Annotated in this window: 13 protein-coding genes; 8 read left to right on the top strand and 5 right to left on the bottom strand. The window is 74.2% G+C overall.

Going from position 1 to position 14,373, the window contains the following annotated elements:
- Window positions 1-2 precede the first annotated feature (2 nt).
- Window positions 3-1,508, top strand: a complete 1,506-nt coding sequence (locus H505_RS0122810; RefSeq protein WP_026403831.1) for a complex I subunit 4 family protein — start codon at window positions 3-5, stop codon at window positions 1,506-1,508.
- 2 nt (window positions 1,509-1,510) lie between these two features.
- Window positions 1,511-2,887 (top strand): NADH-quinone oxidoreductase subunit N, encoded by a 1,377-nt coding sequence (locus tag H505_RS0122805; protein WP_026403830.1) that lies wholly within the window; start codon window positions 1,511-1,513, stop codon window positions 2,885-2,887.
- Between the two features lie 13 nt (window positions 2,888-2,900).
- On the opposite strand, the gene H505_RS0122800 is transcribed toward H505_RS0122805, so the two are convergent.
- Window positions 2,901-3,191: a putative quinol monooxygenase gene (locus tag H505_RS0122800; RefSeq protein WP_026403829.1), complete on the bottom strand. Its 291-nt coding sequence runs from the start codon at window positions 3,189-3,191 to the stop codon at window positions 2,901-2,903.
- A 195-nt stretch (window positions 3,192-3,386) separates the two neighbouring features.
- Here H505_RS0122800 and H505_RS0122795 point away from each other — a divergent pair, with 195 nt between their 5' ends.
- The 6 genes from H505_RS0122795 to H505_RS0122770 all read left to right on the top strand — a co-directional run bounded on the left by H505_RS0122795 (window position 3,387) and on the right by H505_RS0122770 (window position 11,314).
- Window positions 3,387-4,820, top strand: a complete 1,434-nt coding sequence (locus H505_RS0122795) for an MFS transporter (protein ID WP_026403828.1) — start codon at window positions 3,387-3,389, stop codon at window positions 4,818-4,820.
- 63 nt (window positions 4,821-4,883) lie between these two features.
- Window positions 4,884-6,464 carry an FGGY family carbohydrate kinase gene (locus tag H505_RS43760; RefSeq protein WP_051301056.1) on the top strand — a complete coding sequence of 527 codons (1,581 nt, stop codon included), beginning with the start codon at window positions 4,884-4,886 and terminating at the stop codon, window positions 6,462-6,464.
- Window positions 6,461-8,143, top strand: a complete 1,683-nt coding sequence (locus tag H505_RS0122785) for a glycerol-3-phosphate dehydrogenase/oxidase (protein ID WP_026403827.1) — start codon at window positions 6,461-6,463, stop codon at window positions 8,141-8,143. Before H505_RS43760 ends, H505_RS0122785 begins: the two co-directional genes overlap by 4 nt.
- The gene (locus H505_RS0122780; protein ID WP_026403826.1) at window positions 8,140-9,690 is read left to right on the top strand and encodes an FAD-binding oxidoreductase; all 1,551 of its coding nucleotides are present in this window, start codon (window positions 8,140-8,142) and stop codon (window positions 9,688-9,690) included. Before H505_RS0122785 ends, H505_RS0122780 begins: the two co-directional genes overlap by 4 nt.
- Before the next feature lie 9 nt (window positions 9,691-9,699).
- Window positions 9,700-10,314: a glycerol-3-phosphate responsive antiterminator gene (locus H505_RS0122775; protein ID WP_199747944.1), complete on the top strand. Its 615-nt coding sequence runs from the start codon at window positions 9,700-9,702 to the stop codon at window positions 10,312-10,314.
- Window positions 10,315-10,375: 61 nt separating this feature from the next.
- Window positions 10,376-11,314 (top strand): DMT family transporter, encoded by a 939-nt coding sequence (locus tag H505_RS0122770; protein ID WP_245592608.1) that lies wholly within the window; start codon window positions 10,376-10,378, stop codon window positions 11,312-11,314.
- A gap of 124 nt (window positions 11,315-11,438) precedes the next feature.
- Here the strand turns inward: H505_RS0122770 and H505_RS0122765 are convergent, their stop codons facing one another.
- Genes H505_RS0122765 through H505_RS0122750 form a run of 4 tightly spaced genes read right to left on the bottom strand, consistent with a single transcriptional unit; the run spans window position 11,439 to window position 14,358 of the window.
- A complete protein-coding gene (locus tag H505_RS0122765; protein WP_034519371.1) occupies window positions 11,439-11,855 on the bottom strand; it encodes an NUDIX hydrolase in 417 nt (138 codons plus the stop codon).
- A gap of 21 nt (window positions 11,856-11,876) precedes the next feature.
- On the bottom strand, window positions 11,877-12,626 hold the full coding sequence (locus H505_RS0122760) for an amino acid ABC transporter ATP-binding protein (RefSeq protein ID WP_026403822.1): 750 nt from the start codon (window positions 12,624-12,626) through the stop codon (window positions 11,877-11,879).
- Window positions 12,623-13,507 carry an amino acid ABC transporter permease gene (locus H505_RS43755; protein ID WP_034519369.1) on the bottom strand — a complete coding sequence of 295 codons (885 nt, stop codon included), beginning with the start codon at window positions 13,505-13,507 and terminating at the stop codon, window positions 12,623-12,625. The genes H505_RS0122760 and H505_RS43755 overlap by 4 nt, the downstream gene beginning before the upstream one ends.
- Entirely contained in the window at window positions 13,504-14,358 is an 855-nt protein-coding gene (locus H505_RS0122750) for an ABC transporter substrate-binding protein (protein ID WP_051301055.1), read from the bottom strand. The genes H505_RS43755 and H505_RS0122750 overlap by 4 nt, the downstream gene beginning before the upstream one ends.
- Window positions 14,359-14,373 lie beyond the last annotated feature (15 nt).

Below are 14,373 nucleotides of genomic sequence, written 5' to 3'. Positions count from 1 at the left end.
GGGTGCTGACGCTGGTGATCTTCCTGCCGCTGGCCGCCGCGCTGCTGCTGCCCGCCGTCCCGCGCCGGGCGGTGCCGTGGGCGTGGGTCGCGGCCGGCCTCGCGGACCTCGCGCTGATCGCCGGGATGTGGGCCGCGCACGGGACGCGCGGCGGCACGTCGTACGAGGCGGACGTGCGGTGGATCCCGTCCGTCCGGGCCGGATACCACGTCGGCGCGGACGGCCTGTCGCTGCCGCTGCTGACGCTCACCGCGCTGCTGTTCGCGGCGTGCGCGGTGTACTCGGTGCGGCGGGAGCGCCGGACGCGGGCGTTCGCGATGCTGTTCCTGTTCCTGGAGACCGTCTGCCTGGGCGTCTTCGCGGCCCTCGACCTGCTGCTCTTCTTCGTCTTCTTCGACCTGTCGATCGTCGGGATGTACTTCGTCATCCTGGTGTGGGGGCACGGCGACGGGGCCGCGCGGTCGGCGCTGAAGTTCTTCCTCTACACGTTCCTGGGCTCGCTGTTCCTGCTGCTGGGGTTCATCGGCCTCTACCTGGGCTCCGAACCGCGCACGTTCGACATCGCGGAGCTGACCCGCGACCCGCCCCTGGAGGACGCGCCCGCGCTCGCCGGGCTCACGCTGCTCGCGCTGGGCGTCGGCCTCGGGATCAAGACGCCGGTCGTCCCGTTCCACACCTGGCTGCCGCCCGCGCACACCGACGCGCCCGCGCCCGGCTCGGCCATCCTGGCCGGGGTCATGCTGAAGATGGGCGCGTACGGGCTCGTGCGGATCGCGATGCCGATGCTGCCGGGCGCGTGGCACCGGTACGCCCCGGCCGTCCTGGTCGTCGGGCTGGTGTCGGTGCTGTACGGGGCGCTGGTGGCGCTCGCGCAGGACGACGTCAAGCGGCTCGTCGCGTACACGTCGGTCAACCACATGGGCTACGTCGTGCTGGCGCTCGGCGCCGCCGGGTACGCGGACGGGACGGACGGCGGCGCGCCCGCGAGCGGCCCGCGGCTCGCGGTGACCGGGGCGGTCACGCAGATGGTGAGCCACGGGCTGATCACGGGCGCGCTGTTCCTGCTGTGCGGCGTCCTCCACGCGCGCGCCGGGACCCACGACCTGCGGCGGTTCGGCGGCGTCGCGCGGGCCGCGCCCGTGTTCGCCGGGACGTTCGCCGCCGCGGCGTTCGCGTCCCTCGGGCTGCCCGGCTTCTCCGGGTTCGTCGCCGAGTTCCAGATCTTCGCCGGGACGATCGGGACGGGCGCCGCCGCGACCGCCGCCGCGGGCGCGCTCGCGGTCCTCGGCATCGTCGTCACGGCCGGGCTGTTCCTGCGGGTGCTGCACCGGCTGCTGCTCGGCGGCCCCGGCGAGCTGACCGGGCGGGTCGGCGACCTGCGGCGCGGGGAGGCGGCGGCGATCGTCCCGCTGCTCTCGCTATCGCTGCTCATCGGCCTCCTTCCGGGCCCCCTGCTCGACACGATCGAGCCGCTGTCGGCGGCCGTGACCGGGTGGGTCGCGCGGTGACGATGAACGAGAACCCGGCCGACCTCGCGCCGGAGCTGTGCCTGCTCCTCGCGGCCGTCCTCGGCCTGGTCGGCGGGATGTTCCTGTCCCGGACGGGCCAGTGGCGGGTCGCCGTGCTCGGCGCGGCGGGCGCGCTCGGCGGGCTGGCCGCCGCGGGCGCGGCCGCGACGCGCCCCGACCTCATGGCGTTCGGGTCGTTCGCGGTGGACCCGGTCACGCACGTGACGCGGATCGTCGTGCTCGCGTCCGTTCCGCCCGTCCTGGCGCTCGCGGCGGGGGCGGTGCGCGGGCACCCGCGCGAGAGCGAGCACTACGTGCTGATCCTGCTGTCGGCCCTCGGGACGGTCATGCTGGGCGGCGCCGCGGACCTGCTCGTGATCGTGGCGGCCTACCTGCTGGCGAGCATCCCCGCCTACGCGCTCGCCGGGTTCGGGAAGGACGCGCCCGGCACCGAGGCGGCGCTGAAGTACTACCTGATGGGCGCGTTCCTCGGCGTGCTCATGCTCGCGGGCGTCACGCTGCTGTCGGGCGTCGCCGGCGGAACGGCGTATCCGCAGCTCAGGGCGGGGCTGGCGGGCGCGCCGGACGCGGCCGTCGCGGCGGGCGCCGTCGCCCTGCTCGCCGGGCTGCTGTTCAAGGCGGGCGCCGTCCCGGGCCACTTCTGGGTGCCGGACGTGGCGCAGGGAGCGCCCCCGGCCGTTGCCGCGTTCGTCACGACCGTCCCCAAGATCGGCGCGTTCGCCGCGCTGTACCGGTTCGGCGCGGACGCGCTCCCGGACGGCGCGGCGGGATGGCCGGTGCTCGTCGCGGTGGTCGCCGCCGCCGCGATGACGCTCGGGAACCTCGCCGCGTTCGGGCAGCGCAACGTGCGGCGGCTGCTCGCCTACTCGACCGTGAGCCAGGCCGGGTACCTGCTCGTCCCGGTCGCGGCGGCGGGCCGCACCGGCCTCGCCGAACCCGCCGTGCTGTTCTACCTCGGCGCCTACGCGGTGACGAACGTCGGCGCGTTCGCGGTCGTCCTCGCCGCCGGACGGGACGACCTGCGCGGCTACACCGGGCTCCTGCGGGCCGCGCCGGTCACCGGGCTCGCGCTCGCGGTGTGCCTGCTCGGGTTCGTCGGGACGCCGCCGACCGCCGTGTTCGCGGCGAAGGTGCTCATGTTCGGCGCCGCGATCGACGGCGGCCTCGGCTGGCTCGCGGTCGTCGCGGCGGTGAACACCGTCGCGTCCGTCTTCTACTACCTCCGGTGGATCGTCCCGATGTGCCGCGCGCCGGACGGCCCGTTCCGCCCGGCGCGCGGCGCGGCGCTCGTCGCCGCGGGCGCCGCCGTGTGCTCGCTGCTGCTCGGCGCCGGCGCCGGCGTCGCGCTGGCCCTGTGACCTGGCGGAACGCTCAGGCCAGCCGCTCCAGGACGGTGATCTCCCGGGACGCGAGCCGGGCGAGGCAGTCGCCGGCGACCAGCTCCCGGAAGTGGGGGCTGGCGCGGTGCGCGGCGAACGCGTCGGCGTCCACGTACTCCTCGATGATCACGAAGCGGCGCGGGTCCTCGGCGTCCACGTGCGCCACGTAGGAGAGGTTGCCCGGTTCCTCCCGGGACGGCGGGGTCATCCGGCGGACGATGTCGGCGACGGCGGCCTCCTCGCCGTCCCGAGCGGTCCACACGGCCTGCACTATGTAGCTCATGACCAGGCACTTTAAGGGGGTGGCCGGAGAAACCGGGCATCGAGGTGTGTCGGTTGACACACCGGATGTTCACCTCGTAACCTCCGAGCGTTCGACAGGCACAGACGAAGACATCCCTGTCAGTGGTCTTCGTGCTGTGCCTTTTCGCTTTCCCGACCGCTGGCAAGGGCTACCACCCCCTGAAAGGCGGCGGGCATGAACGACGCCCCCTCGAGTACGACGGTCATCCGCAACGCGGGTGACGTTGCCGGCCTCATCGACACGCTCAAGGCCATGCGCGGCCGGACCAACTGGATCTGGTTCCTCGCGCTGGCCGGGCTCTTCCTGGACGCCTACTCCAACGCGGCGCTCGGCGCCGGGCTGTCCACGATGGTCGACCAGCTCGAACTGTCCCCGACCCAGGTCAGCGTCCTGACCGCGATGGCGCCCGCGATCGCGATCCTGTCCAACCCGTTCGGCGGCTGGCTCGCCGCCCGGATCGGCCGGCTCAAGCCGCTGCTGCTGACCAAGGTCGTCTTCGCGGTCGGCGCGCTGCTGACCGCCGTCGGCTCGGACTTCCTGACGGTCTTCGCCGGCCGCGGCCTCGTCGGCATCGCCTACGGCATCGACTTCGCCGTCGCGATGGCCCTGCTCGCCGAGTACACCCCGGCCAAGCTGAAGGGCAGGCTGAACTTCTGGCAGGGCGTCTGGTACACCGCGACCACGACGAACCTCGCGCTGACCCTGCTGTTCTACTCGTTCGACGTCGGCGCCGACATCTGGCGCTGGTCGGTGGCGTCCTCCGCGGTGTTCGCCTTCGTCCTGCTGGTGGGCCAGCTCGTCTTCCTCGTCGAGAGCCCGACCTGGCTCGCGTCCAAGGGCCGGCTGACCGAGGCCGCGGCGAGCCTCCGCAAGATGTACGGGTTCGACGTGCGGGCCGGCGAGCCCGACACCGGCGACGCCGCGGCGGCCCGCCGCCAGGTCGGCTTCAAGGACATGGGCGTGCTGTTCCGCGGCCCCTACCTGCCGCGCACCGTGCTGTCCACGATGATCTCGCTGACCCAGGGCATGCAGTACTTCGCCGTCGGCTGGTACCTGCCCGTCATCAGCCTCGAACTGTTCGGCGAGCAGTTCGAGAAGGCCACCCTCGGCTCGATGATGTTCAACGCGGTCGGCATCGTCGGCGGCTGCCTGTCCGCCTACTTCGGCCGCCGGATGGGCCTGCGGGTCAGCTCGATGGGCGGGTACGCGGTGGTGTTCGCCGCCCTGCTGGTCATGGGCGCCACCTTCAAGGAACTGCCGGTCTTCCTCGCCGCGCTGCTGCCGGTGCTGTTCATCTTCTTCCACTCGGCCGGTCCCGGCCCGAACGGCAAGTCGATCGCCGCGCTCTCCTACCGCAGCGACATCCGCACCCTCGGGACGGGCGTCACCGGCATGCTCGGCAGCTTCGGCTCCGTCGCCGGCCTGTACCTGTTCCCGCAGCTCGAGTCGGGGCTCGGCATCGGCACGAGCCTGATGCTGCTGTCGGTCGTCCCGCTGGCCGGCTTCCTCACCTGCCTGGTGATCAAGTGGGAGCCGACCCGCACCACGATCAACCTCGAGGAAGAGGCCGTCGGCCTCGGCCGCCGCCGCCAGCCGGCCGGTGTCTGACCCGTCCCGTCCGACCGCGGGCCCCAGCGGCCGCGCGTCCATGTGAGGAAAGGACCTTCGCTGATGATCGGGGCGCTGAGCAAGGGGCGACGCCGCCGCGGCGTGCTGAGCATCGATGAGGGCACCACGGGCACCCGTGCCGCCGTCGTCCTCGACGACGGCGGCGCGGCGCCCCCCGCCTACCTGCCCATCTCGGTCAGCTCGCCCGACCACCTGCGGGTGGAGCAGGACGCCGCCGAGATCTGGGCGAACACCGTCGCGGTGTGCCGGCGCGCCCTGGCGTGGGCCGCCGCCGAGAACGTCGAGGTCGTCGGCGTGTCGGTGGCGACGCAGCGCGCGACCGTCCTGGTGTGGGACACCGCGACCGGCGAGCCGCTCAGCCCGGCCGTCGTGTGGCAGGACCGCCGGTACGCCGCGCGGCTGCGCGCATTCGAACCCGCGTGGGACGACCGGCTCGTCGAGCACACCGGACGTCCCGTCGGCTCGCGCGCGCCGCTGCTGTGGGCCGCCGAGGAGATCGCCCGCAACGACGCCGCGCGCCGCGCCCACGCGCGGGGGCGGCTCGCGTTCGGGTCGGTCGACACGTGGCTGGTGTGGAAGCTGACCGGCGGCGCGCGGCACGTCATGTCCGCGACGAACGCGGTCGCGGCGGGCGCCTACGACCTGCGCAGCGGCACCTGGTACGACCCGTGGGTCGAGTTCCTCGGCTGCCCCCGGGACGTCCTGCCCGAGATCGTCGACGAGGACGCCGACCTCGGCGGCACCGACCCGGCGGTGCTCGGCGCCCGGCTGCCGATCCTGTCGGTCATGGGCGACCAGCACGCCGCGATGATCGCGCTCGGCGCGCACCGCCCCGGCCAGGCCACCTGCGTGCACGGCACCGGGACGTTCGTGGACGCCGTCGCCGGCGCCGCGCCGCCCGCGCACCGCCGCGCCGTCCCGGGGATCCTCACGCTCGTCGGCTGGCGGTCGCGGGGGACCAGCGTGTTCAGCCTGGAGGGCTACGCCTCCACCACCGGCTCGGCGATGCGCTGGCTCTGCGAGGAGATCGGCCTGTTCGAGTCGCCCCGCCACCTCGCCGAACTCGCGCGCGGGCACGACGGGCCGTCGGACGTCCTGTTCGTCCCGGCGCTCGCGGGCCTGCGCACCCCGGAATGGGTGCCCGAGGCCACCGGGATCCTCACCGGGCTCAGCCTGTCCACCACCCGCGCCGCGCTCGCCCGCGGCATCCTCGACGGCTTCGCGCACTCGGTGTGCGACCTGCTCGAAGGCGTCGAGGCGGCCGGCGGCGCGCCCGTCACCGACCTGTCCTGCGGCGGGGGCCTCGCCGCCAGCGACGTCCTGATGGCGAGCCAGGCCGACCTGATCGGACGCCCGGTGCGGCGCGCCCCGGGCAACGAGACCGCGAGCCTGCGCGGCACCGCCTACCTCGGCGGGGTGAAGGCCGGGCTGTGGCCCGACCTCGCCACCGCCGCCGCGCTCGAGGACGCCCCCGTCTTCGAGCCGACCCTGTCGGGCTCCCGGCGGGCCGAGGCCCGCGCCGCGTGGCGCGACCTCCTCGCCCGGCATCTCGCCCGCCACCCGCACCCGTCACCCCCCAGCACGTCACCCGCCAGCACGTCACCGGAGGAATCGAAGCCGTGATCCGACTGCCCGAACGCAAGGCGAGATCCGAGACGCGGAACGCCATCCGCCGGACCCCGCTGCTCCTGGACCGCGCGCGGCAGGCCGACCGGCTCGCCGCCCGCCCCGTCGACGTCCTCGTCGTCGGCGGCGGCGTGACCGGCTGCTACACCGCGCTGGACGCCGCCACCCGCGGCCTGTCGGTCGCCCTCGTCGAGCGCGACGACTTCGCCTCCGGGACGTCGTCCAAGTCGTCCAAGATGGTGCACGGCGGGCTCCGCTACATCGAGCAGGGCAACCTGCCGCTGGTGCGGCGGTCCCTGCTGGAGCGCCAGCGGTTCCGCCGCAACGCCGCCCACCTGGTGCAGCGGCTGCCGTTCGTGTTCCCCGTCCTGACGCAGGACGGCGTGTTCGACCCGAAGATCGCCAAGGCGTTCGAGGGCCTGCTGTGGACGTACGACCTGGCCGGCGGCTGGCGCATCGGCCGGCTGCACCAGAAGCTGACCGTCCCCGAGGTCCTGACGCGCGCGCCGAAGCTGCGCGCCGACCGGCTCAAGGGCGGGCTGCTGTACTACGACAGCCGCACCGACGACGCCCGCCTCACGCTGACGATCGCGCGGACCGCCGCGCACTTCGGCGCGACCGTCCTGAACGGCGCCGCCTGCACCGGCCTGATCCGCGAGGGCGGCCGGGTGCGCGGCGCGACCGTCGAGGTCGACGGGCGCGCGGTCGAGGTCCGCGCCGGCGTCGTGGTGAACGCGACGGGCGTCTGGTCCGACACGGTGGACGCCCTGTCCGACCCGGCGCACGAGCCGACCGTCCGTCCCGCCAAGGGCGTCCACATCGTGGTGCCGTGGACGCGGCTGCCCATCGACGGCACCGTCACCGTGCCCGTCCCGGGGCGGGCGCGCCGCGCGACCTGCACCCGCTGGGGCGACGTGGTGGTCGTCGGCACCACCGACACCGACTACGACGGGCCGCTCGACGAGGTGCTGTGCACCAGGGAGGAGATGGACTACCTCCTGGACGGCGCCAACACCGCGTTCGACGCCGACCTCACGCCCGCCGACGTCGTCGGCTCGATCGCCGGGCTGCGGCCGCTGGTGGGCGCGAAGGACGGCAAGGAGGGCGCGACGCTCGACATGAGCCGCGACCACCGCGTCACCACCGACGCGCACGGGATGGTGACCGTCACCGGCGGCAAGCTCACCACCAGCCGCCACATGGGCGAGCTGGTCGTGGACGAGGCGCTCAAGGTGCTCGGCCGCAGGGCCCCCTGCCGCACCGCGAAGCTGCCGCTGCTCGGCGCCGCCGGGTACGACGCCGAGGCGACCGCCGCGACCGGCGGGACGGGCGCCCACCTGGGCGAGCGCTACGGCACCGAGGCCCGCTTCGTCGCCGCGCTGTTCGCCGAGGACGCCTCGCTCGCCGAGCCGATCGTCGAGGGCACCGCCTACCTGCGCGCCGAGGTCGTCTACGCGGCGCGCTGCGAGCTGGCGCGGTCGGTGGACGACGTCCTGTCGCGGCGCACCCGCATGCGGCTGTTCGCCCGCGACCTGTCGGTGCGGGCGGCGCCCGAGGTCGGGCGGCTGCTGCAGCGCGAACTGGGCCTGCCGGACGACGAGGTCGCGCGGCAGGTGGAGGAGTACGTGTCCGGCATCGACCGGGAGAAGACCGCTCTGATGGAGGGACTTTCATGATCAGCAGGCAGACCGTCACGCACCCGTTCAACCGCGGCGACTACGTCGTCGGCGCGCCCACCCCGCCGCGCTGGGCCGCCGACTGCCCGCCCGGGGACGGGCCGGCGAGCCTGCAGGGCGAGGTCGTCCGCGTCCCGGACGCCGTCGTCGCCGAGCTGCGCGCCGTCGCGGCCGCCGTCCACGCCGAGCGGGACGAGGTCGTCTGGCGGACCCGCGACTGGTGGGCGGGGACCTCCATCGGCGAGACCGACGGCGCCCCCGCCACCCCCGACGCCGTGATCGTCGAGGCCGCCGACGAGGACCAGGTCGCCGCCGTCGTCCGCGTGTGCGGCGCGCACGGCATCCCGCTGACCGTCTCCGCCGGGCGCAGCAACGTGCTCGGCGCCGCGCTGCCGGTCCACGGCGGGGTCGTGCTGGACGTGTGCGGGCTGAACCGCATCGTCGCGTTCGACGCCGAGTCGATGATCGTCGAGGTGCAGGCGGGCATGTTCGGCGACCTGTTCGAGAAGGAGCTGCAGGAGGTGCACGGCGCCACCACCGGCCACTGGCCGTCGGCGTTCGCCATCTCCACGGTCGGCGGCTGGGCCGCCTGCCGCGGCGCCGGGCAGCTCTCCACCCGCTACGGCAAGATCGAGGACATGGTGGTCGGGCTGGACGTCGTCCTCCCCGACGGGTCCACCGCCTCCTACGGCACCTACCCGCGCGCGGCCACCGGCCCCGACCTGCGGCAGCTGTTCATCGGCTCCGAGGGCACCCTCGGCGTGATCACCCGGCTGCGGCTGCGCGTCCACCGCCTCCCCGAGTACGCCAAGGGCCTCGCCTACGGGTTCGCCACGTTCGCCGCGGGCCTGGACGCCTGCCGGGAGATCCTGCAGCGCGGCGCCACCCCCGCCGTCCTGCGCCTGTACGACGCGCACGAGAGCGGCACGCACTTCGGCGAGCCCGGCACCAACCTGCTGCTCATCGCCGACGAGGGCGACCCGGCGCTCGTCGACGCCACGATGGCGATCGTCGCGGAGGTCTGCGGCGCCGCGGCGTCCGCCGCGCTGGACGGCGACGCGGTGTTCGAGCGCTGGCTGGACGAGCGGATGCTCGTCGGCAAGTCCGGCGACGGCTTCGCCAAGGGCCCCGGCTTCGTCGCCGACACCTGCGAGATCGCGGCGCCCTGGTCGGACCTGCCGGCGATCTACACCGAGGTCGTCGAGGCGATCGAGGCCGTGCCCGGCACGCTGCGCGCGTCCGCGCACCAGTCCCACGCCTACACCGACGGCGCCTGCATCTACTTCTCGCTGCGCGGCGACGTCGAGCGGTCCCGCCGCCGCGAGTGGTACCGGGCCGCGTGGGACGCCGCCAACGACGTCCTCATCCGGCACGGCGCGGCGATCAGCCACCACCACGGCATCGGCCTGCTCCGCTCCCCGTACATGGAGCGGGCCCTCGGCAGCGGCTTCGGGACGCTCGCGCTGGTGAAGCAGGCCCTCGACCCGGCCGGGATCATGAACCCGGGCAAGCTGGGCCTCCCGTCCCGTTTTGGTGCGGGTGCGTAGCATTTGGCTGTGAGCCCACGCCCGAAACGTCCGGTGGACCGCCGCCTGCTGACCGCGCTGGCGGAGTACCCCGTCATGGCCTCCCTCGTCGGCACGGCCATGGCGGAGCGGTTCACCGCGACGCCGGCCCCGCTGGGGGTCCTCGCCTCGGTACCGCTGGTCGACCTCCAGGCCACCGTGGCGACGACCCGGTCCGCCGGGAAGATCGTGTTCGTCAACATCGACTCGACTCCCGGTCTCGGCCACGACCCGGGCGCGCTCACCTACCTCAAGGGCATCGGGGCGGTGGCGGTCTGCTCCACCCGCGCCGGGATCGTCGAGCGGGCGAGCGCGCTGGGCCTGCTGGCGATGCAGAAGGTCTTCGTGACGGACCGTTCCAACCTGCACCGCAGCATCCAGTCGATCGCCCGCTCGCAGCCCGACCTCGTGCAGCTCATGCCCGCGGTCGTCCTGCCGTACGTGGAGCGCCAGGCGCGGGACCTCGGGGTCCCGTACCTGGCGGCCGGGTTCGTCCAGGGCGCGGCGGACGTCGCCGCCGCGCTCGGCCACGGCGCCGCGGGCGTGTGCACGTCCGACGAGGACCTCTGGGACCTGCGCCGCGCCGCGCTCCCCGCCGCCCGCTGACGCCGCCCGCCGACGCCGGCCGCCCCTTCGCCCCCCGTCTCACGACCCTCAAGGATCGCCCATGCCGTCGGCCCCGCCGACACGCCTCCGCGGCCGCACGCCCGTGCCGTCCGCGCCGTCCGACCCGCCCGCGACGCCCCGCCGGGCCGGGCCGATGGCGCTCGCGCCGCCCCTGTTCGTCGTGCTGTGGAGCAGCGCGTTCATCGCGGGCGTGCCGGGCGTGGAGTCGGCGCCGCCGCTGCTGCTGATGTTCGCCCGGTTCGGCCTCGCCGGGCTGCTGCTCGCCGCGTACGCGCTGGCCGTCCGCGCGCCGTGGCCGCGCGGCCGGGCCCTCGCGCACATCGCCGTCACGGGCCTGCTCATCCAGGCCGTCCAGTTCGGCAGCTTCTACACCGCGCTCGACCTCGGCTTCCCCGCGGCGGTCGTGTCCCTCGTGCAGGGCCTCAACCCCGTCGTGGTCGCGTTCGCCGCCCGGTTCCTCGGCGAGACCGTCACCGTCCGCCAGTGGCTCGGCTTCGCGCTCGGCGCCGCCGGCGTCACCCTCGCCGTCGCCGACCGGCTCAGCCTGTCGGCCGGGGGCGTGCTGCTGTGCCTGGTCGGCCTCCTCGGCCTCAGCGCCGGGACCCTCTACCAGAAGCGGTTCGTCCCCGACATGGACGTCCGCTCCGGCACCGCCGCGCAGCTGCTCGCCGCCGCCCCGGTCGTCGGCGTGCTCAGCCTGCTGCTCGAGACCCCGCACGTCTCGGACTGGACGAAGTTCGGCGGCTCGGTCGCCTGGATGGTCCTGGTCAACGCCATCGCCGCGTTCCTGCTGCTCAACACGATGCTGCAGCGGTTCTCCGCGAGCCGCGTCAGCACCCTGTTCTTCCTCACGCCGTCGGTCACCGCCGTCATGGCGTGGCTGCTCATCGGCCAGTCCCTGCACCCGCTGGCCGTCGCCGGGCTGGTGCTCGGCGGCGCGGGCGTGCTGCTGGCGAACCGGCCGGCCAGGACGTCCTGACCGGCGGGACGATCCGGGACGCGCGGGGCCGCGTCGTGGAGCACGGCGCCCGGCCGTCCGGCCGTCCGGCCGTCCGGCCGTCCGGCCGTCCGGCCGGTGCCCGGCACCGCGGCGCGGTCGCGGCTCACCCGCGGGCGAGCAGCCCGTGCTCCGCGGCGAGGTCGAGGGCCGCCCGCGCGGCGGGGGCGAGCAGCCCCCGCTCGTCCGGTCCGACGAACCGGAACTCGTCCACCTCGCCGGACGCGGCCATGTCGCCCCGCCCGTCCGCCGTGAAGCACGCCATCCGGACCCGCGCGAACGCCGGCTGGTCGTGCGCGGGGGCCCGCACCACGCCCAGCTCGCGCAGCGACGCCCGCTCCAGCTCCAGCCCCAGCTCCTCGCGCACCTCCCGCGCCAGCGCCGACCAGTCGCTCTCGCCGGGCTCCCGCTTGCCGCCCGGCAGGTACAGCAGGTCGCGGCCGCGGGACCGGACGGCGAGCAGCCGCCCGTCCACGATCCGCACCCACGCGACGACGTCCAGCTCGGCGATGGAATCAGACATGCCGCCCAGTATCCCGGCGCCCTACAGCCGCCGGGACTCCAGGACCCGGCTCAGGAACTCGCGGGTCCGCGGCTCGGCCGGCTCGGAGAAGATCTGCTCGGCCGTGCCGCGCTCCAGCAGGACGCCGTCGTGCAGGAAGCACACCGTGTCCGCGATGTCCCGGGCGAACCCCATCTCGTGGGTCGCCAGGATCATCGTCATCCCCGACTCCTTCAGCTCCCGGATGATGCCCATCACCTCGGTGACCAGCTCCGGGTCCAGCGCCGACGTCACCTCGTCGAGCAGCAGCAGGCTCGGCCGGCCCGCCATCGCCCGGATGATCGCCACCCGCTGCTGCTGCCCGCCCGACAGCCGGTCGGGGTACTCGCCGGCCTTGTCGGCCAGGCCGAACCGCTCCAGCAGCTCCCGCGCCTGCTCCTCGGCCTCCCGCCGCTTCCGCCGGTGCACCCGGACGGGCGCCAGCGTGATGTTGTCGAGCACCGACATGTGCGGGAACAGGTTGTACGACTGGAACACCATCCCGATGCGCTTGCGGACGTCGTCGGGATCGGCGTCCGGGTCGGTGATCTCCTCGTCCTCCAGGAAGATCGCCCCGTCGTCGACCGCCTCCAGCACGTTCACGCAGCGCAGCAGCGTCGACTTGCCCGACCCGGACGCGCCGATCAGGCACACCACCTCGTGCCGCGCGACGTCCAGGTCGACGCCGCGCAGCACCGGATGCGACCGGTAGGTCTTCCAGACGCCCTCGACGCGCAGCAGGGGTCCGCTCATGAGCCGCCTCCGGGGGCGCGGCGGCGCTCCGCGCGCGCCGCGAGATGGTCGGTGAACCGGGCCAGCGGCACCGTCAGCGCGACGAACAGCACCGCGGCGGCCAGGTAGGGCGTGTAGTTGAACGTCTCCGCCGAGTGGATCTGCGCCTGCCGCAGCGCCTCCAGCGGGCCGAGCACCGCGATCAGCGCCGTGTCCTTCTGCAGCGACGCGAAGTCGTTCAGCAGCGGCGGCACGACCCGGCGCACCGCCTGCGGCAGCACCACGAACCGCAGCGCCTGCGGCTGGCTCAGCCCCAGCGACCGGGCCGCCGCGCGCTGGCTCGGATGGACCGAGTCGATCCCCGCCCGGAACACCTCCGCGACGTACGCGCCGTACGACAGGACGAGCGCGAGCCCGCCCAGCACCGCCGGGCTGTCCGGCACGCCCTGCAGTTGCAGCGCCGGGAGCCCGAACCCCACGAGGTACACCAGCAGGATCGTCGGGATGCCTCGGAAGACGTCCGTGTACGCGGTCGCCAGCGCCCGCAGCGGGAAGAACAGCGGGTTGCGCAGCCCCCGCGCCAGCGCCACCAGCAGGCCCAGCAGCAGGATGATCGGCTCGGCGATCAGGAAGATCTGGACGTTCAGCCAGAAGCCGCGCAGGACGTCCGGCAGCGCATCGACGAACTCGCTCCAGTCGAAGAACGTCTCGTGCACCCGGGGCCAGCCCGGCGACGACACCACGACCCCCGCGACGACCGCGACGAACAGCAGGCTCGACACGGTCGCCAGCGACGCCGACCGGACGCCCGCGCGGCGCCGCCGCCGCTCGCGCTCCCGCTGCCGCTCGCTCTTCACCCAGGCGGCGCCGTCCGGCGCGCCGCCCTCCGCCGGCGCCTTCACTTCAGCAGCGGCGCGTCGGCCTCGTCCGCCAGCCACTTGTCCTCGAGCTTCTGCAGCTCACCGGACGACTTCAGTGCGCCGACGGCCTCGTTGAGGCAGGTCACCAGGGGATTGCCGCGTTCCAGCAGCAGCCCGAAGTGCTCGGTGTCGCCCGCGCGGTGCGGCAGCTGCCCGACGATCTTCGAGCCGTCGATCTGCGCGGCGGTGACGTAGAACGCGGTCGGCAGGTCGACGACCAGCAGGTCCACCTGCTCGTTCTTCAGCGCGTTCACCGCGTCGATCTGCGTGTTGAACACCTTCGGCTCGTCGCCGGGCTCGATCTGCTCCTTGACGGCCCGCAGCGAGGTCGTCCCGACCTGCACCGCGATCCGGGCGTCCTTCAGCTCGGCCAGCGTCGTGGCGCCCGCGTACTTCGAGCCGTCCATCGTCACCGCGGCCTGCCGGACGGTGTAGTAGCCGTCGCTGAACGTCACGGCCTTCGCCCGCTCCGGGGTGACCGAGATCTGGTTGATGTCGAAGTCGAACTTCTTCGGGCCGGGCGCGTACGCCGAGTCGAACGGCTGGACCGTCCAGGCCACCTCGTCCTTCCCGAACCCGAGCTCGCCCGCGACCGCGTACGCCACGGCGCTCTCGAAGCCCTCGCCGTTCGACGGGTCGTCGCCCGCGAACCACGGCTCGAACGCGGGCTTGTCGGTCGCGACCGTGAGCTTGCCGGGGGTCGTGAGGTTCAGGTCCTCCTTGGCGCAGGACGCGGGCGCTTCGGCGGTCGAGGCCTCCTCGGGGGCGCAGGCGGTGCCGGCGAGGACGACGGCGGCGAGGCCCGTCAGCAGGGGCAGGCGGCGGCGGGACACGGGGGCTCCAAGGGG

This window comes from Actinomadura rifamycini DSM 43936 (assembly GCF_000425065.1).
Lineage (GTDB): Bacteria > Actinomycetota > Actinomycetes > Streptosporangiales > Streptosporangiaceae > Spirillospora > Spirillospora rifamycini.
The sequence above is the reverse complement of the archived record's forward strand: the minus strand, read 5'-3'. Positions and strand labels throughout refer to the sequence as shown.